General features: G+C 42.4%; 23 protein-coding genes. 15 read left to right on the forward strand and 8 right to left on the reverse strand.

Annotated elements, in window-relative coordinates:
- Window positions 1-7: 7 nt before the first annotated feature.
- Window positions 8-775, forward strand: a complete 768-nt coding sequence (locus LJE72_RS19965; protein ID WP_229249751.1) for an SDR family oxidoreductase — start codon at window positions 8-10, stop codon at window positions 773-775.
- Window positions 776-779: 4 nt separating this feature from the next.
- Here LJE72_RS19965 and LJE72_RS19970 read toward each other — a convergent pair whose 3' ends face one another.
- The 6 genes from LJE72_RS19970 to allB (LJE72_RS19995) all read right to left on the reverse strand — a co-directional run bounded on the left by LJE72_RS19970 (window position 780) and on the right by allB (LJE72_RS19995) (window position 8,542).
- Window positions 780-2,183, reverse strand: coding sequence for an FMN-binding glutamate synthase family protein (locus LJE72_RS19970; protein WP_229249752.1), 1,404 nt, complete (start codon window positions 2,181-2,183; stop codon window positions 780-782).
- Between the two features lie 23 nt (window positions 2,184-2,206).
- Window positions 2,207-3,607 (reverse strand): cbb3-type cytochrome c oxidase subunit I, encoded by a 1,401-nt coding sequence (locus LJE72_RS19975; protein ID WP_229249753.1) that lies wholly within the window; start codon window positions 3,605-3,607, stop codon window positions 2,207-2,209.
- A complete protein-coding gene (locus LJE72_RS19980) occupies window positions 3,607-3,948 on the reverse strand; it encodes a c-type cytochrome (RefSeq protein ID WP_229249754.1) in 342 nt (113 codons plus the stop codon). The genes LJE72_RS19975 and LJE72_RS19980 overlap by 1 nt, the downstream gene beginning before the upstream one ends.
- 340 nt (window positions 3,949-4,288) lie before the next feature.
- Window positions 4,289-5,686, reverse strand: a complete 1,398-nt coding sequence (locus tag LJE72_RS19985; protein WP_229249755.1) for an NCS1 family transporter — start codon at window positions 5,684-5,686, stop codon at window positions 4,289-4,291.
- Between the two features lie 61 nt (window positions 5,687-5,747).
- Entirely contained in the window at window positions 5,748-7,100 is a 1,353-nt protein-coding gene (gene allB, locus LJE72_RS19990; RefSeq protein WP_229249756.1) for an allantoinase AllB, read from the reverse strand.
- An 80-nt stretch (window positions 7,101-7,180) separates the two neighbouring features.
- Complete coding sequence (allB, locus tag LJE72_RS19995; protein ID WP_229249757.1) at window positions 7,181-8,542, reverse strand: allantoinase AllB; 1,362 nt, start codon at window positions 8,540-8,542, stop codon at window positions 7,181-7,183.
- Between the two features lie 551 nt (window positions 8,543-9,093).
- Here allB (LJE72_RS19995) and allE point away from each other — a divergent pair.
- Window positions 9,094-9,855: a (S)-ureidoglycine aminohydrolase gene (gene allE / locus LJE72_RS20000; RefSeq protein ID WP_229249758.1), complete on the forward strand. Its 762-nt coding sequence runs from the start codon at window positions 9,094-9,096 to the stop codon at window positions 9,853-9,855.
- Between the two features lie 38 nt (window positions 9,856-9,893).
- Complete coding sequence (locus LJE72_RS20005) at window positions 9,894-11,117, forward strand: Zn-dependent hydrolase (RefSeq protein ID WP_229249759.1); 1,224 nt, start codon at window positions 9,894-9,896, stop codon at window positions 11,115-11,117.
- A gap of 150 nt (window positions 11,118-11,267) precedes the next feature.
- Here LJE72_RS20005 and LJE72_RS20010 read toward each other — a convergent pair whose 3' ends face one another.
- Complete coding sequence (locus tag LJE72_RS20010) at window positions 11,268-11,792, reverse strand: ureidoglycolate lyase (RefSeq protein WP_229249760.1); 525 nt, start codon at window positions 11,790-11,792, stop codon at window positions 11,268-11,270.
- 185 nt (window positions 11,793-11,977) lie between these two features.
- Between LJE72_RS20010 and LJE72_RS20015 the strand changes: the two genes are divergently transcribed.
- The 12 genes from LJE72_RS20015 (at window position 11,978) to LJE72_RS20065 (ending at window position 24,615) form a co-directional block, all read left to right on the forward strand.
- The gene (locus LJE72_RS20015) at window positions 11,978-13,615 is read left to right on the forward strand and encodes a PucR family transcriptional regulator (RefSeq protein WP_229249761.1); all 1,638 of its coding nucleotides are present in this window, start codon (window positions 11,978-11,980) and stop codon (window positions 13,613-13,615) included.
- A gap of 497 nt (window positions 13,616-14,112) precedes the next feature.
- A complete protein-coding gene (locus tag LJE72_RS20020; RefSeq protein WP_229249762.1) occupies window positions 14,113-14,865 on the forward strand; it encodes a GntR family transcriptional regulator in 753 nt (250 codons plus the stop codon).
- A 99-nt stretch (window positions 14,866-14,964) separates the two neighbouring features.
- The gene (locus LJE72_RS20025; RefSeq protein ID WP_229249763.1) at window positions 14,965-15,999 is read left to right on the forward strand and encodes a BMP family ABC transporter substrate-binding protein; all 1,035 of its coding nucleotides are present in this window, start codon (window positions 14,965-14,967) and stop codon (window positions 15,997-15,999) included.
- Between the two features lie 20 nt (window positions 16,000-16,019).
- Complete coding sequence (locus LJE72_RS26585) at window positions 16,020-17,555, forward strand: ABC transporter ATP-binding protein (protein WP_229249764.1); 1,536 nt, start codon at window positions 16,020-16,022, stop codon at window positions 17,553-17,555.
- Complete coding sequence (locus LJE72_RS20035; protein ID WP_229249765.1) at window positions 17,552-18,604, forward strand: ABC transporter permease; 1,053 nt, start codon at window positions 17,552-17,554, stop codon at window positions 18,602-18,604. The genes LJE72_RS26585 and LJE72_RS20035 overlap by 4 nt, the downstream gene beginning before the upstream one ends.
- Window positions 18,601-19,518 carry an ABC transporter permease gene (locus LJE72_RS20040; RefSeq protein ID WP_229249766.1) on the forward strand — a complete coding sequence of 306 codons (918 nt, stop codon included), beginning with the start codon at window positions 18,601-18,603 and terminating at the stop codon, window positions 19,516-19,518. The genes LJE72_RS20035 and LJE72_RS20040 overlap by 4 nt, the downstream gene beginning before the upstream one ends.
- Before the next feature lie 16 nt (window positions 19,519-19,534).
- A complete protein-coding gene (locus tag LJE72_RS20045; protein ID WP_229249767.1) occupies window positions 19,535-20,311 on the forward strand; it encodes a nucleoside phosphorylase in 777 nt (258 codons plus the stop codon).
- A 62-nt stretch (window positions 20,312-20,373) separates the two neighbouring features.
- Window positions 20,374-21,753 carry an 8-oxoguanine deaminase gene (locus tag LJE72_RS20050; protein WP_229249771.1) on the forward strand — a complete coding sequence of 460 codons (1,380 nt, stop codon included), beginning with the start codon at window positions 20,374-20,376 and terminating at the stop codon, window positions 21,751-21,753.
- Between the two features lie 237 nt (window positions 21,754-21,990).
- The gene (locus tag LJE72_RS26590) at window positions 21,991-22,197 is read left to right on the forward strand and encodes a Uma2 family endonuclease (protein ID WP_312038949.1); all 207 of its coding nucleotides are present in this window, start codon (window positions 21,991-21,993) and stop codon (window positions 22,195-22,197) included.
- A complete protein-coding gene (locus tag LJE72_RS20055; protein WP_312038950.1) occupies window positions 22,145-22,564 on the forward strand; it encodes a Uma2 family endonuclease in 420 nt (139 codons plus the stop codon). The genes LJE72_RS26590 and LJE72_RS20055 overlap by 53 nt, the downstream gene beginning before the upstream one ends.
- A 333-nt stretch (window positions 22,565-22,897) precedes the next feature.
- Window positions 22,898-23,650 (forward strand): exodeoxyribonuclease III, encoded by a 753-nt coding sequence (locus tag LJE72_RS20060; protein ID WP_229249768.1) that lies wholly within the window; start codon window positions 22,898-22,900, stop codon window positions 23,648-23,650.
- 227 nt (window positions 23,651-23,877) lie between these two features.
- The gene (locus LJE72_RS20065; RefSeq protein ID WP_229249769.1) at window positions 23,878-24,615 is read left to right on the forward strand and encodes an MgtC/SapB family protein; all 738 of its coding nucleotides are present in this window, start codon (window positions 23,878-23,880) and stop codon (window positions 24,613-24,615) included.
- An 85-nt stretch (window positions 24,616-24,700) separates the two neighbouring features.
- Here the strand turns inward: LJE72_RS20065 and LJE72_RS20070 are convergent, their stop codons facing one another.
- Window positions 24,701-25,216, reverse strand: a complete 516-nt coding sequence (locus LJE72_RS20070) for a gamma carbonic anhydrase family protein (RefSeq protein WP_229249770.1) — start codon at window positions 25,214-25,216, stop codon at window positions 24,701-24,703.
- Between the last annotated feature and the right edge of the window lie 192 nt (window positions 25,217-25,408).

Raw genomic sequence — 25,408 nt, forward strand, 5'->3', positions numbered from 1 at the left:
GGAGAAAGTGGACTTCAAAGATAAAGTCATCTTAGTTACAGGATCCAGTCGTGGCATAGGGGCTGAAATAGCCCAGTCTTTCGCTAAAGAAGGAGCCTTAGTTGTTGTTAATTACCTTCAAAGTGATGAAGCAGCGGAAAAAGTTGTTATTGCCTGTAAAAATTCGGGTGGGGATGCATGGTCGATTAAAGCGGATGTCATGTCTGAAGGTGCCGTCAGGGGCATGGTTGAGGAGATTCTGTCAGAAGCAGGGAAGATTGATGTTGTGGTCAATAATGCTTTTAAACCCTATATATTTGACCCGGACAAACGAAAGCTTGTATGGGAACTAACCTGGGAGGATTATCAGGCGCATATAGATGGTTCTTTACGGTCGACACACAATGTATGCCAGGCTGTTCTTCAGCTCATGAGAAAAAGGAATCAAGGAAGTATTATTAATATGGTAAGTAATCTAGTAGCCAGACCGATTATTCCTTATCATGAATACAGCACAGCTAAAACGGCAATCGTTGGTTACAGTCGTAACCTAGCGACAGAACTGGGACAGTTCGGTATTCGCGTCAATTGTGTTGCGCCCGGCTTAGTCTATCCAACAGATGCCAGCCGGCAGACCAAAGAAGAAGTAAAAGAAATGATTCTCTCCCAAACTCCGCTGCGAAGAATTGCTTCTCCAGAGGATGTAGCCGGGCCTGTCCTGTTTTTAGCCTCTGACTGGAGTCGCTTCATGACAGGGCAAACCATATATGTCGATGGAGGATTAGTGATGAAATAACTGTTTAGTAGATGCGCTTCACTCCGGTAACTTCGGCGCTCAGAGAATCCATCGCTACAAGATCATCAGCACTAAGCTCTTTCAACGATGCTTTTCCGAGAGAGCGCATTGCTTCTTCCATTTCTAAAACCATGGAGGTCAGAGTATTGACAACACTCGTGGCGGCTTGATCAATATCGAGTTTACTCTTGGCAGGGGAATCGTAAAACACCAATGTCGAAGGGGGTTCCCACGGTATCACTTTACCAACTTGATTATGGGTAAGGGCAAAAAGGGGAACGGTAGCCATATAGATAACATCCGCCCCTAAAGCAATAGCCTTAAGACACTCCCCGGGGGTGAAATATCCCCCGGCTACGATCAAACTAATCTGGTCACGCACCCTTTGCTTATTTAAAAAATTTACTGCGCGAATCAAAGCGACGAGGCTGGGAATTCCAAAATCATCTTGTTTAATCGGGGTTGTCGCATGGGAACCGCCTTGTGCACCATCGATAATGACAGCATCAAAACCTAAACGAATCGCGGCCTCTAAGTCGTCCTCCAGATGTCCGGTTGCCATAACTTTCAGCGCAATAGGGATACCGTTTGACCTTTTACGCAGACTTTTCATGAAACCGGGCCAATCACTTTGTTTTTGAATTCCGGGAGGAGCCGGAAATGCAATCGCTACTTCATCAGGTGCTAATCCTGAAAGCTCTTGTGCTCGACCTTGAAATTCCAGGGCCTCTATACTGACGCTGCCCATATCTGATCCTTGCCCCATTTGTACTTCTAACATATCAGCAGAGTCAATTTGATCCTTAGTTCTTGCCCCCCATGCCCAGCGTGAAATTTGTAAGACATACTTTCCTGCTTCCATGCGTTCTTCCGGTAAAAAAGGGCCCTCTCCGGAACACGTGGAAGTTTGAAGGGTTTTGGCCGCTCTGGCTAAAGCCCTTTTTGCTTCCTCGCTGAGTGCTATTCCATAGGCCATCGCACCAATCATAATGGGGATATTTATGACAAGAGGCTTATGGGCTTTTGGGCCAATCGTCACCTGCATGTTTATCCGGGCGCTTTCAGGCAAAGAAAGCCTCGTCATTAAGTGGGGAGAAAACATGAGGTTATCAAAACCAGGAAACTTCTTAGGTGAACCGATAGGCCGTGTGATGATTTTTCCACTCTGTGAGCGCAACCCGATTTCTAGGATGTTTAACACCGAAATGCGTTTTCCGGCTGGCCACACTTCCATAAGGTTCTGAGTATACTTCTCGGAAAGTAATTTTTCAATAAAATCGCGAATCTGCAGACCCACAAGATAACGCAGAATCGGTTTAATGATTAGTATTATTACTAAGAGCAATTGAAGTGCCAGCAACACAATTATTAGAAACATCCAAAACGAACTAGTTATTGTAATCTGCATTTCTTGACCTCACGCGTAAAGTTTCAGTTCTTTGGCTGCCTGTAAGACCTCGTTGCCTGCCAGGCCTTAAAAATACGCCAAGAAAGCAAGAGGTCCCCGAGAGTGAATATGGCTCCGCCCAGTGCCCGTATAATTAAATAGGGGTTAAGGATAAAACGGACATGCATAAAGTCCATACCGAGGATTCTCCAAAAATATGTCTCCATGAAACCGGCAACCAGCAGGGCTGAGGACATAATGATCAGTCCGCTGTTAAGTAAAATTACTGCCAGAACTCCACCTTTATACCCTTTGCGTGTAGGCTCACTGCCCTGACTCAGGATGTAATAACACCCAGCCAAAACCGCAAAACCCAAGCTGCCAAATAAGGCTAAATGGGCATGGCCGGAGGTAATATACGTTCCGTGGGTGTAAAGATTGATCCAAGGCACGGTAAGAAATAGGCCTAAGAGAGAAGCACCGGTTATATGATGAAATACACTGCTGAGCAGCAACCACAAGGTAAGTTTTTCCCGATTACTCCTAATTTTAGTGGATTTCAGTCCTTTATAGGTCATGCGAACCAACATACCTACAGGAATGATCTCTACCAGGCTGACCAACGAACCAAGCACTAACCAAACAGCGGGAAAACCAATCCAGTAATAGTGATGTCCGGTACCGTACAAGCCTCCGACGACCGCTAAAACCGCCTCTAGATAAAGCCACTTTTCAACCTCCCTACGAGGAGCTAGACCTGAGACAATGAAATACGTGGCAATGAAGCCGGCGGATGTTAGTTCAAAGGCCATTTCTTCCCATAAGTGAACTACCCAGAACTTGGTAGCTTCATCAGTGATCGGATTGCTAAAAGTAATGGTGTTCGGCAGCAATAGTAACATCAGAAATATAACTCCCACTGTCATTGTTGCGGCAGCCGGCGTAATATTCCGTTTATCTGTCAGCAATGTTCGGACAAGGTTATAGGAAGCCAGGACTAGAGATATACATATGCCAACATATAAAACGGGGATTCCTTCAAGATATTCTCGACCATTACCAATCCCCAGGGCTAAGGTGCTAAAGACCCCTATGCCGAAAAACATAACCATCCAATACTGCCAGCGGGCCAGACGGGGGGAATAGATCTCCCTGTTGAGTTCTGCAGTGGTAAAAAAATAGACCATGCCCATGGTGCCAATCAGGGGCCAAAGAACGGCCAAGGCTAAGTGGATTGCTCTACCGTACTCAAAGGGAATCGGTGAGGGTAAATCCGGTATTACTAATTCCAATGCGCCCAGTGAGGCTACCACACTTTGCAGGGCAAATAGGCTTACTGCCGAAAAACAATATCTGCGACTGATCTTTTGAGCAATAAATTGCTGTTTTCGAGCCTTAGATTTATCAATTTTACCTCTAAAAGAAAACCGCTTGAAGAACTTCATCAGTTCGCCTCCGCTTCTTCTTGCTGAGGAGGCCAGCCTAAAGTGGGTATGGTGTGGACAAACTCCAGGTAGTTTACTAGGTTCTCTGCATCTGCTTCGTTGAGAGCAGGGTGACGGGTGTAATTGTTGGGACGCATCACCGGAGGGTGGACAAGATAGTTAACGAGGTAGGCGGAAGTCTCCTTAGCGGTAATGTGAGTTAAATCCTCCGCTGCATATCCGCCGTGTCCAAACAGTGTGTGACAGCTTACGCAATTATTCCTTTGCCAGACAGACTTTCCGGCTTCAGCCTGCTCTGGCACGGGAGACGGAAGTCTTGACGAAATTAGTGTAATCGCCACAAATAATATCCAGGATAATATGCTTAGTAACAAGAAACTCCGTAGCTTCAAGAGGCTTCCTTCCAATGCTATTAGAATAATATCGTGGTAGTATTCACCAAAAGCATAATAATATACAGTTGTTAATAAAGTTCGACAAATCTTGTAGTGTGTTATTTTAAATGGGGCAGGAGATTCCGTAAGACTAAAAATCCCTGGAGCCAAGTTTGGTATAATCCCCGTATCAGTAACAGATTTTTTATTATCCAATCTGTTTACATTAAAGGGAGCATACCATTTTAGGTGTTCCAAGGATTTATGAATGTTACAGAGTCTTAGTCATCGACAGGGTTGCAAGCAATTACTGCTCAAATATCGTATCCTTTTTGAATTTGGAATCTTTAAAGGCAAACTTCATCAGAAGAATATAAGCAATACCTGCCACAACAACACCGATAATCCAGGCCAGCTCAACTTTTGTAAAGGCGGCACCGGCACCGATAAGCATTGCAAGTATTGCGGCTGGATTGTATCCGGCAAACGGACCGTCCTCGTTGTATAAATCTGCTATATTTACTTTTTGCTTTCTTAATATATAATATTCGATTAACAAGATAGAAACAATCGGGCCTAAAAATGCGGAATAGATAAGAATGAACATACCAAGACCCTTTGCCGAAGAATCCTGTACAAGCACCCAAGGGAAGGAGCATAAAGCAAGCAGTCCGGTTATGGTAACAGCAACTTTATATTTCAATTTTGTAATTAAGGTAATAACATAGGTTGGCGGGATAATATTCGCAACCATATTTACGGCAATCGCACCCATAACAATAAACGCAGATACAAAGACTGTAATATATGGGTTATTTACCACGATTGCAAACGCTTTCACAGGATTAGAGATGCCAGTAGCGGAAGCAAGCATCGCGCCGATTGCGAGTACGAAACCGTAGGCGATTAAAATAGGCATAAAGTACAAAAATCCGCGTTTCGCATCGCTAATGCCAAATTTCAGTTCTCTAGAATAGTCCGCAGCGCTTAAAAAGATAGCTGCATAATTTCCCATAAACATCATTATGAAGGCAAAAAACGGCAAGCCCCATGAACCTTTTGCTTGAATCCATTTTTCTGCAATAACTGTGCTGTGGGATGTCAGAAGGACGCCAAATACATAAACAAGAGCGAGCATAATGACAATAGATGTCAGGGATTCCACCCATTTAATAGCATGGAAGCCGTACAGCGAAAGCCCAATTTGCACTAACTGAAGCAGAACAAAACATATGAAAACATTATCAAAGGTGCCGCCTGTAAGGATCTTCACGATTTCGTTTAAGGCAGTACCGCCAATCCAACTTTGAAAACCATACCACACGATGGCGGGGATACCGCGTAAAAGTGATGATATGACGGAGCCTTTCACTCCGAAGGACATTCTGAGTTGTACAACATAGGGTATACCCGTTCTGTATCCGAGTCTGTCATTTAAAGCAAAGATGGTTGAAATGATCCCAATTGCTATGATCGCAGCGGCAAATGTCTGAAACATGTTTAACGTTGCGATTCCAGCAACAACCAAACTGGCTCCAAGCGTCATGTTGCCTAAATTGACACCGTCTCCAATCCACATGAACATATAGTCTATGGGACCTACCGTCCTACCCTTTTCGGTTTTCGGAATTAGTGATTCATCTACACTCGCACCATGTTGGATCTGCGTCTCTTTTATAACGTTACTTTCTGTATTGGTAGACATCGTTATAAACCCAACTCCTTCTCTCGTTTATTGTTTACTGTAGTTCTGAATAAGCTATCGTTTACAAATTAGGCATTAGATGTCTGCCAATAGGCTTGGATACAATCTTTCCATCTTTAAAAACAGTTGTTCCCCTAAGTATGGTTTGTGTGACTGTCCCATGGAAGCGGTCTCCGACATAAGGGCTTACTTGGTGCTTATAGAAAAGAGACTCCGCCTGTAATGTAAATTCCCTATTCAAGTCTACCAGCGCAAAGTCTCCATCAAAGCCAAGAGCAATTTCCCCTTTACCTTGAATGTTAAATATCTCGTTGACATTTTGCGAAGTCAATTTTGCAATATCCTCAAGTGCAACCTTTCTATTATGACAAGCATGAGTCAGCAGGGCTGGAAGTGTTGTTTGGCAAGCAGAGATTCCACCCCAAACCTTTAGGAATTCTCCGTCCTTCAGCTTCGGGTCGCAGGGAGAATGGTCGGAGGAAACGAAAGCTATCTCGCCATTTAATAGTTTTGCCCACATCTTAGTTTGGTTTTCAGTGTCACGAATAGGAGGTGAGCATTTAGCAACTGTTCCCATCCGTTCTACATCGTCATCTGTAAGAATTAAATAATGGCCAATTGTTTCACAGCAGACGTCAACCCCTCTGCTTCTTGCCTGTGTAACGAGCTCGATTGCCTTTGCTGTGCTGATGTGAGCGATGATTAATTTACAACCGGTTTCCTCGGCAAAGGAAATCATGCGGGAGACATTTTCTATTTCCGTAATTGGCGGGCGGGCTGCAAAATAATCCCATACAGTTGTTTTGTTATTGGAAAGGGCGATTGACGTCAAATCTCTTGTGATTTCATTATTCTCACAATGGACCATAAGCGGCAAGCCAAGCTTCGCTAATTTTTCCATGCCCACAAGAGCTGTATAATCGTCCATTCTTTCAAATTCATCAATACCGCTATTGCAGGAAAATGCCTTAAACCCTATTACGCCACATTCTGCAAGCTCTTCAAGTTTATCCAAATTTTTGGGAGTAAGCCCGCCCCAAAATCCATAATCAACTAAAGAGTCCTTCTGGGCCACAGCCAGCTTGGCATTAAAGTTTTTAGCGTCAAGAGTGCATGGGCTGCAATTAAGCGGCATATCAAAGTAGGCAACTCCGCCGCCTGCTGCCAGAGCACTGCTTCCGGTTGTGATGGTTTCCCAATCTGTTCTTCCCGGATCATTAAAATGTACGTGCCCGTCTGTTGTACCGGGAAATACATAGTTTCCGGCTGCGTCAATTATCTCTTTTGCATCTCCGGATATTTCTCCGGCAATTTCTACAATTTTTCCATCACATACAGCAACATCCGCTTTTTTTGCGCCATCCGGACAAACAAGAATCCCGTTTCGCAGGATTACATCATAACGCTTGCTCATTAGTTATTCCCCCTAATGTACTATTATTAGCATGCCTGACAGACTTGACAAACCAGTTTAGCTTTAGTTGAATTAGTCACTCACTTATTGGATTTTTTCACAAGTTCGCCAAATCCCTTTTGACCGACCAATTGACCATCTTTGGCAACGACTTGACCTCTTACTAATGTACATACGGGCAGACCTTTACCTTTTAAGCCTACAAACGCGGAAATTTTATTCAGATAATATAAGGAATCAGGTGTGATTGTCCATTCATGTTCCGGATCCAGAATTACAAGATCTGCATCAAAGCCAACTTCGAGGGCACCCTTTTTACCATAGATTCCAAAAGTCTTAGCAGGTCCTTCGCTTAAGGATCTCGCCAGTAAAGTAGGACTATACCCTCTCTTAACCACACCTTCACTGAATACAACCTGCATTACATTTTGAAGTCCGCTGATACCGCCCCAGGCCCCAAAGATACCATGCTTTTCTTCACTCTTTTCACTTAATTCACAAGGGGAATGGTCAGAACCAACACAGCATAAGGTTCCATTGTTTACATACTCCCACATTTCTTCGACGGCAGCTGCTTCTCTCAGTGGAGGTGCACATTTGAACAGACTCCCATTCCTTAGGACATCTTCATCTGTAAAGGTAAGGTAGTGGCCACAAGTTTCGCCGGTTACATCTATGCCATCCAACTGTGCGTCGCGGATGATTTTTGCAACTCTTGGGTGGCTGACATGACATATATGAACTTTTGCATCAAGTTCTCTTGCAAGCTCAATAATATTTTGCGTAGCAATCAATTCCGCAATAACAGGCCTTGAATTAAGGAAATCTAGCCAATCGTTTTTTTCTTTTCTCTTAGCTCTTTCTTCTTCCCATTTGATGATAGAATAATCTTCGCAATGGAAACCTGCACGGGCATTGCAATCTTTGAGGATTTCCAAAGCCTCTTTAGCTTGCCCTATGGTTAATGACACATAATCGGGAGAAACCGGTCCAATAAAGGATTTGAAAGCAACACAACCTTTTTCGTCTAAATCTTTTAATTTATCAAGATTGTAGTCTACCAGCCCGCCCCAAAAACAATAATCCACATAAGCGTTTGGAGAAACGGTTTCCACTTTCTTATCGAAGATCTGGGCATCTGTCAATGCAGGTTCATTTTGAAGAGGCATATCCACAATAGTTGTGACCCCCCCAACCCCTGCGGCTGCTGTGCCATGAGTATAGTCCTCTCTCCAGCAGTAACCGGGATCGTTTAAGTGGGCATGGCTGTCAATGGCTCCCGGAAATACATAATTTCCTTTGGCATCTATGACTTCTTCTGCTTCTACAGGACTCCCGGCTTCAACAATTGCGGCGATTTTACCATTATTAACACAAATGCTTGCCTCAATAATCCTGTCTGCTGTTACGACCTTCCCATTTTTAATAACTAGATTGAACACACTTATGCCCCTCTCTCTTTACTAAAATTGTTATATTCTTTGTGTACACCAAGAATATACTAAATATTTTCATTTTTCATTATCCGTCTTTGCTAATTAGCTTGAATTGTTTTTATCCCATTAAAGACTAAAGGCTGCTTAAGACCTTTTATTACAGGAATAGGTCAAAGCTCCTTCGCTATTATAGTCTCCTATTAGTCATAACCGAATTCCTGCAGTTTAGCTATAGTCATGAAATTCAAGATTCTTTGTCATAGATAAGAGAAGGGCTTTAATAATTATCTGGAATTGATCATTGTATTGAAATTACCTGACCCTTACAAAGGATAATTAAATAGTCAAATAATTATCCATGATTACCAAAGACAAAAGGTTAAAAATATCCAATAATTAAGAAGGATGGTACTAAGAACAATTTATACAAAGATTATCTTGATCAGGTTTCAGAAAAACATTCTTCTTAACTACTTAAAAGGTTGAGGTAGTTGATACTAACTCAACCACGATAAAAGCTACATCAAATCTTTGGAAAAATAAAAGGAGGAGTAATTATGGGTTATCCTAACGATTTATTAGCCACCCGTGCCATTATCAAACATGGCAGATATGCTGTTATTCCACCCGAAGGACGCGTCAATAACGTTATTCCCAATTTGGAGAACTGTAAAGTGAGCATTATTGCTTCACCGGAATTAGGAACTAAATTCGCTTTCTACACAGTTGATGTTCAGCCGGGTGGCGGAACAACACTGCCATTTCAAGAAGAGGGTATTGAGACATTTGTGTTCTGCATCAATGGTCAGGGTACAGTTCAAGTAGAAGATCAGAAATTTGTGTTACAAGACAATGGCTATGTATTTGCACCCGCATCTCAAGCGGTCTCCTTAACAAACCAGTCTGAAAAGGTATGGAGACTGCTGCTATATAAGCAAAGGTATCGTAAACTTGAGGGATATGAGGCAAGAGTTGTTCTCGGAAATCTTAATGATCTGCCCAATGAAGTCTATGATGATATGGACAATGTTTTGGTGAGAAATCTTCTTCCGGCGGATCTTGGTTTTGATGTTAATTTTCATACTCTAACCTTTCATCCGGGGGGAAGCCATCCGTTTGTTGAAACACATCAACAAGAGCACGGGCTCTACTTTCTAGAGGGAGACGGGGTATATCTTATCGACGACAAATGGCTCCCAGTAAAAGAAGAAGACTTTATCTGGTTTGGTCCATATGTTCCGCAGGCTTTTTATTGTTCAAGCAGAAAGAACGCTTGTTACATTTATACAAAGGACTGTAACAGAGATGTCCGGTTGTAAGGGGTTACAGAATAATTATGGTATAGGTTGTGGGACACATGATTAATGCGGATAGATTGTGGAAAAATATAGTTGACCTAGGGGATATTGGAAAGAACCCTGATGGGGGTATTACAAGGTTGGCTTTTACCAAGGAAGATCGTCAAGCCATTAAGAGGGTAGAAGCGTTGATGAAAGAAGCTGGCTTAGCTGTTCATGAGGATGAAGTCGGAAACCTGATAGGCCGAAAAGAAGGGGAGGACCCCAATGCTCCTGCAGTGCTTATAGGATCCCACTTAGACTCTGTTTTTAATGGTGGAATCTTTGATGGAAGTTTAGGGGTACTCGCAGGAATAGAAGTATTACAGAGCATGAAGGAGAACAGGATCGGCACTAAACATCCCATAGAAGTATATGCCTTCAGGGATGAAGAGGGTTGTCGCTTTAATTTCAGTTTGCTGGGCAGCAGAGGGATGTCAGGCACTTTGAAATCGGAAAACTTAGAGTATAGAGATAACGAGGGGATTTCTCTAGCGGAGGCCATGAAAAGCTGTGGAATGAACCCAGAAGAGTTTTTTAAAGCTTCCCGCAGACCGGATGAAATAAAGGCCTATCTCGAACTTCATGTGGAGCAAGGCAAAGTACTTGAATGCGAAAATTTGCAGGTCGGTGTTGTTACAGGTATTGCAAGTTCTTTGAGGTTGATGGTAACAGTGACGGGCAAGGCGGATCATGCGGGTGCCACCCCTATGAATTTAAGATTCGATGCACTGACGGCCGCGGCCCAAATTATCGGCGTAGTAGAAAAGGAAACCCGTGCGACCAAGAGTGCAGTTGGAACGGTTGGACAGATTCATGCTTACCCGGGTGGGATCAATATTATCCCGGGGAGGGTGGAATTTACAGTCGATCTGCGTGATGTTTCTATAAAAGTCGCCCAACAACTTGAAAAAAACATACTGTCACAGGCAGAGGATATCTGTACTCAAAGGGGTTTGAAACTCGAGGTTGATTTCTTGCAACGTGTTCCTCCGGCACCTTGTTCTCCGGAAATTATTGATACTATTGCCGAAAGTTGCCGCGAATTGGGAATTAAAGAGTTACATTTGCCAAGCGGTGCAGGTCATGATGCTATGCAGGTCGTGAATCTCTGTCCAATCGGGATGATATTTGTTAGATCCCAAAACGGTATTAGCCACCATCCTGCAGAATGGAGTACCCCAGAGGATTGTACAGCGGGGGCGAAGGTTTTGTATCAAACAGTCTTAAAATTAGCTGAATAGAATACAATGGTCAGAGGCATCCAGATGTTAAAGTTGGATGTCTTTGATTTAAACGTACAAAAAAATGAGGTTGCAACAAGAAAATTTGAAAAAGTTTTGTTGCAGCCTCATTTTAGAATGAAATTTAGGACAAGAAGTTAAAGAGAAACATTATAACATGATCTCAAAGGTTGTCTCTAAATTGCGTATTTGAACGTCACCATCATATAAAGGAGAAAGGGACTCGTCAGTTGTTTGTTGGCGTGTTGCAAGGATGTAGCCGAAATTTTCTTCTAACGGAAAGATCATACCGTGCCAAACGCCTCGGTTAATAACGAAGGCCGTGTAGCTTTCTAAAAGAAAGGCTTTAACTGAATTGGCAGAGGGTAATGATTCCAGGTCATTCGCATCTGTAGCAGGGGCTACTGTAATGATAGCAGGTCCACCATAAAGGGGGAAGAAACCTTGAGTTACTTTCAGATGTCTTTCCATACTTGAGAATTTGAACTCGCGCCTTTCCAAAAGAGCATAAACGAATTCTGCTTCCCCATCATCGACAGAAAACGGCATTCGATCAGTAAACTGAGGGGGATCAGGTTTAATTAGCGGTTGCCCCGGATTAAGCATCAGCACATGCCCAAAAGGAGCAAATGCTTCTTTGGTAAGGGTTTGGACCTTTATTATTTTACTTTTCATGTACATTCCCCATTTCTAAGAATACTTATCTTATTGAAGGATTCACTTTATCTACATATTATTGTACTATAAAAGAATGGAACAGCCTTTATCCAGTTGGGATATAGTTAATATAAAAAGTTTAGTGTATTTGGATATGCCAAAGTGAGAAAATTTTAGATATCACTTCAGGAGGACAATACAGTATGGAAATAACAGTAAGGGATATTATGGAGATAGGGCCATTACGGGAGGCTAAGTTATTGGCGGGAAAGCATCGTGCCAATAATATCGTCAAGGGTATTACGATTATCGAAGTCCCTGATATCGTGGACTGGCTTTCCGGAGGAGAAATTCTACTGACCAGCCTTTACAATGTACGGAATGAAATCATGTCTTTTAAGGACTACATCAGGATGATGGCCCAAAGAGAAGTCAGTGCCTTAATTATTAAGACCGGAAGAGTCGTCGAGGAAATACCTCTGGAAATTATCCAAGCCGGAGATGAATTTGGTCTTCCCATCATTGAATTGGGCAGAGAGGTTAAATTTATTGATGTAATGTATCCGGTAATGGCGGAATTGTTTAATAAAGAAGTATCTAAGCTTCAGTACTACAAGCAAGTGCAAGATCATTTTACGGAATTGGTCATCGCAGGAGAAGGATTAGAAGGTATATCCAGGGTTCTCGAAGAGCTTATCGGCAATCCTGTTGTCATCTATGATAAAGAATATAAAGCCATGGCTGCCACGGAACATAGTGTAACCACATTCGGTGAAGTACAGGATAGTACTCAAAGAGAAAATTTAAATGAGAAATTCTATTATTACAGACAGGAAGTAGTTTTTCCAGATTTGAATAATATTACAGCCACTCAAGTAGTAATACCTATTCAACAGTTAAATCAGATTAGCGCTTACCTTGTGGTTGTGGAAATAAACAAAAGGCTTACAGATATTGAGTATATTATCTTAGAAAATGCCTCAACCGTGATCTCTCTGGAGCTTGTAAAAAGGTTCGCTATTAGTGAAGTAGAGAGAAGATTTAAGAATGACTTACTGGATTCACTCATAAGCGGAAATATCTTGATAGAAACTGCCTTGGAACGCGCGTCAATTATAGGCTGGGATCTTAAAGGTCCATACTGTATTGTTTTAATGGAATTTCTAGATATTAATGACTACTTAACAGGTAAAAGGCAGAGGACAAATTTCATTACTGAGGTCGGTTCAACGGTTGCCAATGTTATCAATGAATACACGAAACATTTCATGAGGATTAGCAGTGATTCGCTTTATGTTTTGTGGCCGACCCAAGGCAAAAGTGAAGCACCAGTTGTCGCTGATATAGAAAAGGCCTCTCTTAAAATCTCAGCATTATTTGCAAAGAAATACCCGAAGATGCATATCTCAACAGGTGTAGGCAGTATAGCAGTTAATATTAAGGATATTGCAGACAGTTACCGAGAAGCAAAAAATGCGATCAACATTGGGCGAATAATGAATGAAGCTTTTATAAGTTTTTCGGAACTTGGAATAATGCGCATGTTGTGTCAGCTAGGCGTGAACAATGACCTAACAGAATTTGTGCCTAAATCCATTAATAATCTGATTCTTTATGATAAAGAAAATAAAACTAACTTATTAAATACCTTTGAAGTGTTCTTAAAAAACAATAGTAATGCAACTCATACGGCAAAGGAACTCTTTATTCACTATAAGACAATTCTCTATAGGCTGGAGAAGATTAGAGAAATCAGCGGGATAGATTTTTCAAATCATAAAGACCGACTTGAGGCTGAGCTTGGCTTAAAGATAGTCAGTCTCTTGAAAACTTGTAAATAACTTGACCCCTATCCTTAGTTTGACCTACTTAGCAGTAGGTCTGTTTTATCTATTCCGAGAGGGAAAGTAACGAAACTTGTTTTCCTGTTTATTAATCCTCACTCTATTTGTAATCCCTTATTCATTGGAGGACTGTTCACCACTTCAAAGGTGTACAGTCCTCTATTTTGGTATAACGCACACCAGTTTGAAAAAATCTCAAGTTTCGTCACGACCCCTTCCTTATTCTACTTCGTTGGTAGACTTACGTCACCGAAGTCTCGATGTTCAGCTTTAGTGGAATGAGTTCATTTTCCCCTTAAGCATAGATGTCTGTTAGAGCATGTAAAGGTTTATGTCGATCCTGAAAGAAAATTATCCTTTTATTATATTCGAAGGAGGAATATACCCTGTCACAATAGAAGTATAATGTGTAAATCATCAATTCATCAGAGGACTATACATCTTTAAACGAATAATCAGGCATATTGGCCTTTATGGTGGAGGAGTTGCGAAAGATGCAGGGTGTAAGAAAGGTTCGAAAATCAACGGCGGTTCTCGACACACTGGAAATAATGCGAGGGTATATCACGTCTATGGTTGAGAAAGAAAGTTTTCGCTTACCTTCCGAAGAGGACCTGGCGGTCCAGTTGGGAATCAGTCGGCTTACTGTCAGGGAAGCCTTGACGGTTTTAGAAAGGGAGGGACTTATTGCTCGATTTCAAGGCAGAGGAACAATTATTAACCAATTCGCTGAGCACTTGGTAACTCGCTTAGACTTTGCTCGTGAAATCGGGAAGTTTATAGAGGAAGCGGGCTATATTTCCTCAGTTGACGAAGTCACGCAGAACTGGCGCTTATCAACGAATGAGGAAAGTCAGAAATTATGTCTTCAAGAAAATGAAGAACTTTTAGTGGTCGAAAAACGTTTTTTAGCCGATGGAAATCCCGCTGCTTTCTGCATTGATCGAATTCCACGCAAGCTTTTCCGACAGCTTGATTTTGCCGAGGAAGAATTACATCAGGCCATTTTTCCCTTTGTTGAAAAGCACTGTCACTGTCGACTTACCCACGATGTGATTGAATTAATTCCGAGTATTGTCGATGAGAAGATGTCTCTTCTTTTCAATCTCAAAGTGGGAACTGCTATGCTCCGAATCGATACTGTCGAATATTCGGCGGAAGGTCAACCCATAATGTATAACACCGAATTTTACGTTGATCAATTTTGCCGTTTCACTTTATGCCGCAGCGTCGCCTATATAGACTAAACTTCACGAAGAATGGAAGGGGGGTGATGATAAAAAGATAGTTTGGGGCATTACATACTAACTAAAGAAAGCAATTCAAAAATATGGGAGGGACTCAAAGTGAAAAAAACTAGGAAATTTTTAGCACTAGTGCTAACTGTCTTTATTCTCTTTACGCTAACAGCTTGCGGTACCCAGAAATCAAGCGCTGATCAAACTCAACCTGCAGCATCTGAACAGGTCAAAGTCGGCCTGCTTACGGGTGTTGGCGGTTTAGGAGATAAGTCTTTTAATGACCTTGCGTATGAAGGGGCAAAAAAAGCTGAGAGCGAACTTGGTGTACAACTAAAGGTAGTTGAACCGCCCGATCTGGCCTCCGAAGAAGGCTTAATACGTGATCTGGCTAAAGCGGGCAATGCCCTAGTCGTCGTTGTTGGCTTTGACATGGCGGAACCCTTGGGAAAGGTTGCTCCTGAATTCCCAGATACTAAATTTGCAATTATTGACGCAGTGGTGGAAGGCAACAACATCTCATCCCTCGTCTTCAACGAGCATGAGGGCTCATTTCTTGTGGGAGCCTTGGCAGGTATGATGACGGAAAGTAATAAGGTTGGAGCAATACCTGCTATGGATATTCCTTTTCTCAATCGATTTACCGTTGCATACGAGCAAGGAGCAAAATATGCTAACCCCAAGGCTCAAGTCGTAGTTCAACCGATTGGTTCTGACTTCAGTAGCTTTAATGACCCGGCCAAGGCCAAGAATATTGCCCTGACCATGTATAACCAAGGGGTTGACGTTATTTACCATGCTGCCGGCGGATCAGGATCCGGACTTTTTGAAGCAGCCAAAGAAGCCAATAAATATGCCATCGGTTGTAATTCGGACCAGGATTACATGGCCGAGAAATTAGTACTTACTTCCATGATGAAACGCGTAGATGTAGCTGTTTATGACTCAATCAAAGGGGCTGTTGATAAAAATTTCAAAACAGGGACGAATACTTATGGTGTCGCGAACGATGGTATTGGTGTCACGGAAATGAAATTTACCAAGGACCTAATTGGCGCTGACAAACTCAAAAAACTTGATGATATCAAAAAAGGAATTATTGACGGCAGCATTAAAGTTACGGATGTAACAGCAGCGAAATAAACTTTGGGCGGTGATATGCCGTGGCGAAAGAGGAAGCCCTTGTTATCAATGGCTTAAAAAAACACTTCGGCCATGTAAAAGCAAATGATGGAATTGATCTAATCGTTCGCGCCGGAACAATTCATGCCATTGTCGGCGAAAATGGAGCGGGAAAAAGCACTTTAATGAAAAGCCTCTTTGGCCTTCACCAGCCTGATTCAGGAGAAATCCATTTATGGGGGGAGAAAGTCCAATTCTCCTCCCCTCTTCAGGCGCTTTCGCATGGAATAGGTATGGTGCATCAGCATTTTATGTTGGTAGAAGCCTTAAGCGTTTTAGAAAATATCATCCTTGGTGCAGAACCTGGAAAAGGAATCTTGCTTAGTTATAAGAACAGCCGAAAAACAGTGGAAGAGATCTGTCAAAAATATGGATTAGACTTAGATTTAGATGCCATAGTAGAAAATGTACCCGTTGGGATTCAGCAACGACTCGAGATTGTCAAAGTACTTTATCGGGGAGCACGCTTGATTATTCTCGATGAACCAACAGCTGTGCTGACCCCCCAAGAGATCGATCGGATGTTTGAGATTTTACGGGAATTCAAAAAAGACGGATGTACTGTCATTTTTATAACCCATAAATTAAATGAGGTCATGGCTCTTGCTGATGATGTTACGGTTATCCGTGACGGGCGAACGGTAGGTCATTGGCCCATCTCAGAAGTCAATGAAAAGATTCTGGCACGACAAATGGTAGGGCGTGACGTTGTCCTTGATCTGGTGAAAGAGGATGCCCAACCCGCAGAACTTGTTTTGCAGATTCAAGGCCTTCAGACTGAGCAGGTCAATGGGGATCAGAAGGCAGATGGTTTATCTTTTAACATTCGGGCAGGAGAAATCCTCGGAATCATCGGAGTTGCCGGAAATGGTCAGGATGCCCTGATCGAAGGAATATTAGGCTTGCGCAAAGTGGAAAAAGGGGAAATACTTTATCTTGGTGAACACATTAATGGTGTAGATACCTCATATCTCCGTCAAAAGGGAGTGAGTTGCATATCCGCTGATCGCCTTAAAACCGGGCTCGTTCGAGAGTTCAATGTGCGAGAAAATGCGATATTAGGTTATCATACCGGCAAAGAGTTTGTTTCTAACTTGCTTTTTCAGAATAAGCGTATAGATCATTATGTCAATCAAATCATTAAGGAATTCCAAATCAAGACCCCTTCCCTGGAAGCACCAATTACCACATTATCAGGGGGCAACCAGCAGAAGCTAATCATCGGACGCGAACTTCATGCCAACCCCAAACTGATTATTGCCGTTCAGCCGACGAGGGGTGTGGATATCGGAGCGATCGAATTTATATATCAAGTCCTCCTGGAATGCCGTCGCCAGAACACCGCCGTTCTTCTCGTTTCCAATGAATTGGAGGAAGTTCTATCCCTGTCGGACAGAGTTGCGGTACTCTATCAGGGGCGATTTATGGGATGCAATACGCCGGATCACCTTTCTAAAGAAGATATCGGTTTAATGATGGCCGGAGTTCGTCCTGAAGGGGAAGGTGGATCAGAGTGAACACAAGTCGCTTAAAACATTTTTTTTGGCAGATCTTCCCCTCCGTCCTAGCCGTACTCAGTGCCTTATTAATTGGGGCAGCAATTATTTTCGCAATCGGGGAAAACCCTTTACAAGCTTATGCTGCCATGTTCCAAGGGGCCTTTGGCGATCCCTCTTCTTGGGCGGAGACACTCCAACGGGCCACGCCCTATATTTTTGGCGGCCTGGCTTTTTCAATAGCAACACGTTCAGGGTTGTTTAACATCGGAATAGAAGGTCAAATGTACGTAGGAGCAATTGCGGGAGCTATCGTAGGTTTTAGTATTCACAATATCCCGGCTTTCCTTCATATTGCCTTAGCACTTGCTGCGGCAGCCTTGGCGGGTTATGTCTGGGCTATCATCCCTGCCTTGCTGAAAGTGAAGTCTGGGGTGCACGAAGTTATTTCTACGATCATGTTAAACTATGTAGCCTATGCTCTGACCGCTTATCTGACTGTGCGCGTTTTCCATGAGCCCGGTGCTGTAGCTCAAACGTATAAAGTTGATCCAAGTGCCATTCTTCCGGCACTTATGCCACCCAATAAGCTCAATACAGGTTTTATCATAGCCATTGTCTTAGCCATCGTCATCTATGGTTTTCTTTTCTATACCCCATGGGGATATAATCTGCGTGTGACGGGCCTCAACCCCGGTGCCGGACGCTATGCCGGTATTAAAAGCACACGCATCGTCTTAAGAGCTATGCTTATGAGTGGGGCGATTGCCGGTCTGATGGGCGCCGAGCGTTCCTTGGGGATTTATGGACGGTTTATCAATTCCTTTTCACCGGGTTATGGATTTACGGCCATTGCGGTTTCACTGCTTGGTCAGAATCACCCCTTAGGTATCATTCCGGCGGCCATCCTCTTTGGCGCTTTTGAGAATGGAGCTTCCTTCATGTCGTTACAGGTCAATGTCCCTCGTGAACTGGGCTTAATATTAGAGGCCTTAATCATCGTCTTCATTGCGGCTGAACATTTCTTCCGTGACGGTTTACGCTCTATGCTAAAGGGGGACAAATCATGATTAGCTTTCTTACTATAAGCATCATCCAAGCCACTGTGGCAATTGCAACCCCTTTATATATTGGAGCACTGGGGGGATTGTTTAATGAACGCGTTGGAGTCGTCAATGTCGGATTGGATGGGATTATGCTGTCTGGAGCCTTTGCAGCGGCCATTACCTCCTATTACACACAATCAGCCTGGATGGGTGTTTTAGCTGCGCTAACAGTTGGCGCTTTGCTTGGGCTTTTACATGCGGCCATCTGTATCGAATTTAAGGCGGACCATGTAGTTAGCGGAGTAGCCATCAATATTTTAGCCTCTAGTTTAACCGTCTTCCTGTTGCAATTGCTCTTTAACAATAAAGGACAATCTCCATCCGCACCCAAAATAGGGCAAATATCCAATCTCGATTCAATCCCTATTCTTGGACCGATACTTAATAATATGAGCTATCTCACCATCATTGGCTTGGTACTCATCCTGCTCAGTCACTTCTTTCTTTACCGCACAAAGATGGGACTTCGCTTACGGTCCGTGGGTGAAAATCCATATGCAGCCCAATCCTTAGGTATACCGGTCCGGAGATATATGTACCTTAGCGTGATTGTAGGGTGTGCCCTGGTCGGTCTGGCCGGAGCTTTTCTCTCCATCGGAATGTTAAATGTATTTACGAAAAACATGACAGCGGGGCGAGGGTATATTGCTTTAGCAGCCATGATCTGTGGTCGCTGGACCCCTCTGGGGTCACTCGGTGCCTCAGTATTTTTTGGTTATGTTCTTGCCTGGCAGATGAATGCACAGGGTCTGGCGATTCCAGCCCAAATCTTAGAAATCATTCCATATTTGACAACCATAATAGTATTAGCCTTTGTCGCTAAGCGGGCCCGGGGACCTGCCCACGTCGGAAAAATATTTGCTCCAAGTGAGCACTAAAATGGAGGAACAAAACATGACAATACTTAACAAAGCAGACCAAACTCAAGGAAAAATACAATACCACGTTCGAGTTAAACCCGGAGATGTGGCAAAATATGTGCTCCTTCCCGGGGATCCGGCTCGTGCGGATCGAGTCGCCAAATACCTGGATGATCCCGTTCTCATTGCCAATAATCGAGAATACCGGACCTTTACAGGTACCTATAAAGGGGTTGGAGTAAGTGTTACTTCAACCGGAATCGGTTGTCCATCCGCTTCAATCGCGGTAGAAGAGTTGGCTAATGTAGGTGCCGAGGTTTTTATTCGCATTGGAAGTTCCGCAGCTTTACAACCTGAGATTCGGATCGGAGATCTCCTGGTTTCCTCAGGCTCTATGAAAAATGAAGGAACCTCGCGTTATTACGTGCCGGATTGCTTCCCGGCTGTTCCGGATCTTGAGCTAACCCATACGATGATTCAAACCGCTCGGAGTATGAAGAGTGAGCTTGATTTTGGACTTCATGTCGGGATTTGTGCCTCTGATGATGCCTTCTATGGTGAGACTCAGGAATGGATTGAAAAACTGGCCAAATTAGGTGTTATGAACGTTGAAATGGAAAGTTCCGCAATTTACACTGTGGCCCATGTTCGCAAACTGAAAGCAGCCTGCATATGTGCTGTTTCTGGTAATCTCATAACGGGAGAAGTCGTTTATGAAAAAGAAAATACCCGTCTCGTGGAAGGCTGGGACAAAGAAATCAAAGTAGTTTTAGAAAGCATTTATCGTTTTGAAACTAACCAGGATAAATAATTCAACCCTCTATATGAAGAGAATACTTAATTGATATAATTAATCGAGCAAAGGAGGGCGTGATTTCGTTGGCAATTCTTATCAAAAATCTTCACACCCTTGTTACCTGTAATGATCAAGATCAAATTCTCAAGAATGTGGATCTCCTCATCGATGGACATCAGATTCGAGCAGTAGGTAAACAATTAACTTATGACGGACCGCATGAAGTGATCGACGGCAGCTCGAAGCTAGCAATTCCCGGACTGGTCAACACTCATCATCACTTATATCAAACACTCTTTCGCGGTTTGTCCGAAGTTCAAGGGATGCCACTTTTTTCTTGGCTCATAAATCTTTATGAGTTTTGGAAGCATCTAACTCCTGATGCGGTCTACTATGGTTCACAAGTTGGTTTTGCGGAACTCTTACGGACAGGGTGTACCTTGACCGCAGATCATCATTATGTCTTCCCCAAAGGTCAACCTGCCACCTTGATTGACAGTCAAATCCAGGCAGCTCAAGAAATCGGAATTCGTTTTCATCCGACAAGGGGTTCCATGTCCCTCGGCAAAAGCAAAGGGGGGTTGCCCCCTGATGAAGTGGTCCAAACTGAAGATGAGATTCTTAAGGATTCCCAACGTTTAATTGAAACCTATCATGACCCCTCTCCATTTGCTATGACTCGGCTATCCCTTGCACCTTGTTCTCCCTTTTCTGTCAGTAAGGATTTAATGATCCAAGCCCGAGAGTTAGCTCGTTCCACAGGGACAGGGGTTATGTTGCATACCCACCTTGCGGAAACGATGGATGAAGAAAAATTCTGTCTTGAATTCTATGGCCGTCGGCCAGTCGAACTGATGGAAGAAATCGAGTGGATAGGTCCCGATGTTTGGTTTGCTCATGCTATTCATCTCAGTGATCGAGAAATTAAAGTATTAGCCAACTCAGGAGTGGCACATTGTCCCTCCTCAAACATGAAGCTAGGCAGCGGCATCTGTCGCACCAGCGAATTAATTAAAGCGGGGGTCAAACTGGGGATCGCCGTGGATGGCAGTGCCAGTAATGATGGTTCAAATATGTGGGAAGAAGTTCGTCGTGCCTATTTGCTTAATCACCTGAGGTATGCCGATGCGGGACTTTCTGCTTACGAAACAGTTAAAGCAGCCACTCGTGGCGGAGCAGAAGTACTGGGACGAAACGATACAGGCATTCTTCAAGAGGGGAAGGCAGCTGACTTAGCGCTTATTAATCTTGAGGATGTTGCTTTTGCGGGTTGTCATGATCCTTTGGTTTCCATGGTTTGCTGTGGCAATACCAGTATTGTGGATACGACAATTGTCAATGGTCGAATAGTTGTACGTGAAGGACAATTAATCACCCTAGACCCAGAAGATATTCGGGTAAAAGCCCATAAGGTTTCTCAAGAAATGGTAGAGAAAGAACGCAGCTCTAAGTCATAAACACTAGGTTTTTAAGCTGAAGTCCAATATGAATTTAACCTATCCGACGATACTCTATTGGCAAATAAAAACAGTCCGAGCAGGACTGTTTTTATTTGCCAAAAATACGGTAGGATTATATATTATTAAAATGGTAAAATTATGGGAATAAAGAGATGATAAATATGACCCGATAAAGTATAATTATTTCAGTAGTAGTCAAATGAATAAGATAACGATTAAAGGAGCGTATTTTCGATGCCATTATTACAAGAAGGAAGAAAATACACGTATGCAGATTACTTGACTTGGCCGGATGAAGAAAGATGGGAGATAATTGATGGTGTCCCCTATATGCAAGCTGCTCCAACATGGCAGCATCAGGTAATATCTGTGGAATTAACATCACAATTTGACGCTAATCTTAAAGGAAGTTCATTGCAGGGTATTTGCTGCTCCGTTTGATCTGTGTATTCCTGACAATGAAGAAAATGATGAAAAAATCTCTAATATCATCTCGCAACCGGATATTGTTGTAGTATGTGATCAGAGTAAACTTAGAAAAACAGGTTATTTTGGAGTGCCAGCCTTGGTTATCGAAATTTCCTCGCCTTCAACGGCTAGGAACGATAAACTTTTAAAGTTTAACAAATTTGAACAAGCTGGTGTTAAGGAATATTGGATTGTTGAACCGGATTACAAACTTGTTAGCGTATTCATTCTTCAGGAAAATAAAAGGTATGGCAGACCTGAAGTTTATGCAGAAGAGCATAAAATAAAAGTAGCTATGATACCGGAATTTGAAATTGAATTGAATTCGGTTTTTGTCTGAATCCATGAATAAATCAAATATCTGAGATCTCGATTGCTTCGTATGCAAAAGAGGTCTTTTTTTGTGCCGTAAAGTCTTAGATCAGCAATACCTCTTCAAGTAAGAACTAAAGATTTTACTGAAAAATGTCGTTATATAACTAACTTATAGAACTGCTTCACCTAGAGAATAGGGCTCGGGTGATTGCTTAGGCAGCTCAGAAAGGGCTGGTAAAGAATATGAAAGACAGTGTAGGATAATAGTTTAAGAGTCCATTGCTTAATTGGTGTGCTATAATTGGATATTGCACAGAATTAATTTAACTATGTTAAACAATTAAGGGGTGTTTTATATATGAAATTAGTATCCTGGAACGTCAATGGAATTCGCGCTTGTGTAAAAAATGGTTTTTTGGATTTCTTTGCCAGAGAAAATGCCGATATATTTTGCATTCAGGAAACAAAGGTGCAGGAGGAACAGATTCCATTTAAACTTGAGGGGTATTATCAGTATTGGAATTTCGCTCAAAAGAAAGGCTACTCAGGAACGGCAATTTTTTCCAAGATTGAACCACTCAATATTGTCTATGGCATAGGTATAGAGGAGCATGACAAAGAAGGCAGGGTAATCACCCTGGAATTCGAGAAATTATATGTAGTGACTGTATATACACCAAATTCTCAAAGAGGGTTGGCCAGACTGGAATATAGAATGAGGTGGGAAGAAGAGTTTTTAAACTATGTTAAAGACCTGGAAAAACTAAAGCCGGTCATATTTTGTGGGGATTTAAACGTCGCTCATATGGAGATGGACCTTAAAAACCCCAGTACTAATAGAAAGAATGCTGGTTTTTCTACCGAAGAACGAAACAAATTTACTGAAGTTATTAAGAATGGCTTTGTAGATACATTTAGGTTCTTTTATCCTGATAAAGAAGGAGCCTATACATGGTGGTCATACATGTTTAATGCCAGAACCAACAATGCCGGCTGGCGAATCGATTACTTTTGTGTTTCTGCAGGGTTAAAAGATCAGTTGAAAGACGCGGTTATCTATAATGATATCTTAGGCTCGGATCATTGCCCTGTCGGCTTGGAAATATTCTAAAACAGCCTAACAAGGCTGTTTTATTGTTGCCATTTCTCTAACAAGAGTGCATATACCAGCTACTTAACTCGATGGTTTTTATCAGGCTCTATCAAGAAACTGTATTATGCCGTGGATGTAATAAAAGGAATTATAATAGTATTTATCGTATAGTATATTAAACTTAAAGTATACTTGTTTAATCTAGAAATTACTGTTTCTTCCGAGAAAGAGGTGAAGATAGAAGAATGTATATCACTGAATATGAGATTGCCTTGAGACTCTTTCTGGCGTGTGTTTTTGGCGGAATAGTGGGATTTGAAAGAGAAAAAAATGATAGTCCTGCTGGATTTAGAACCCACATCTTGGTATCCTTAGGGTCTGCTCTAATTATGATTTTATCAATGTATGGCTTCAATGAGTTTGTTTCAGTCAATAAAGACCCCGCTCGATTGGCTGCTCAAGTCGTTTCAGGTATAGGCTTTTTGGGAGCAGGTACTATTCTAAGAGATAGAACTTCGGTTAAAGGATTAACAACCGCTGCTTCACTATGGGTAGTTGCAGCAATCGGATTGGCGGCAGGCGCAGGATTTTATTTCTCGGCTTTCTTTGTTACGCTGTTAGTTTTTATTACATTAGAACGCTCAGTAGAAACGTATTTTTTCAGAAACAGTCAGACCTTAAAAGTAGTTGCTATCAACGGAACTTGTAAAGTAAAAGAAATAAATCGGCTTTTTGAGGCTCACAGCATAGTGCGACAAAATATTTCAATGACTTTATTAAATGAAGAAAACAATAAGACGACAATTCAATATAAAGTAAGAACACCCTTTCGCAGAATAAATATGGAACAAATTATTGAGGATATCAATGAAATTGATGGGATATATTCAGCTGAACAAGAGAGTAACGGTGAAAGTCCATTTTCACGCTCTTTCACTCGTCTGTTTGGGCGCTTTAAAAGGCCGAATAAGCCTTCAATGTAGTGCGAAGTCCTATGCAGTTCTGACTAGTATAAGATGGATATAGCCTTCACTTACGTGGTGAAGGCTGTATTTTTTCAGCTTGGGATTAAAAACTAACATTTACAGCATCCATAGCCTCTTGGGCTTTGCCAATGTATCGTTCTGCGGTTTCACGCATGGTTGATATTTCTTTTGCTGTAAGTTCTCTCACAACACGCGCGGGTACTCCCATTAGCATAACTCGGGGAGGATAAGTTTTGTTTCCCGGAACAAGGGCCCCGGCGGCAACAGATGTTTCCTCATGGATGACGGCACCATCAAGAATAATAGCTCCCATTCCGATCTGAGACCCTTTACCAATCGTGCAACCATGAAGGATAGCAGAATGTCCAATCGTAACATAGTCTGCAATTGTCACGGGTTGATTTAGGCTCACGTGAATAACCACTAAATCCTGAATGTTGGAACATCTGCCAATCTTAATTTTAGCGAGGTCGCCTCTAATAACTGAGTTAAACCACACACTAGATTGTTCATCGATGTGGACGTCGCCTCTTATTTTACAGCCTTCAGCGAGATAGACACTTTTGGCTATTTGGGGCTCTTTTTGATTATCTAACATATACTTTTCCTCCAGTTTAATAACAAGTCACCATTTCAGGCCATACCATTTTACATTATAAAATGGTATGGCCTGAAATGCCAGCGAGGTTTCCGTCCCCATATCCAAATCAAGATTTGGGCAATCCCGACAAGGGTGAGAGCCTTCTCTTCGGCTTGTCCCAGAATCTTACGCGCGTAAGATTCTGGGACA

The sequence above is a fragment of the Desulfosporosinus shakirovi genome, assembly GCF_020595055.1.
GTDB classification, from domain to species: domain Bacteria; phylum Bacillota; class Desulfitobacteriia; order Desulfitobacteriales; family Desulfitobacteriaceae; genus Desulfosporosinus; species Desulfosporosinus shakirovi.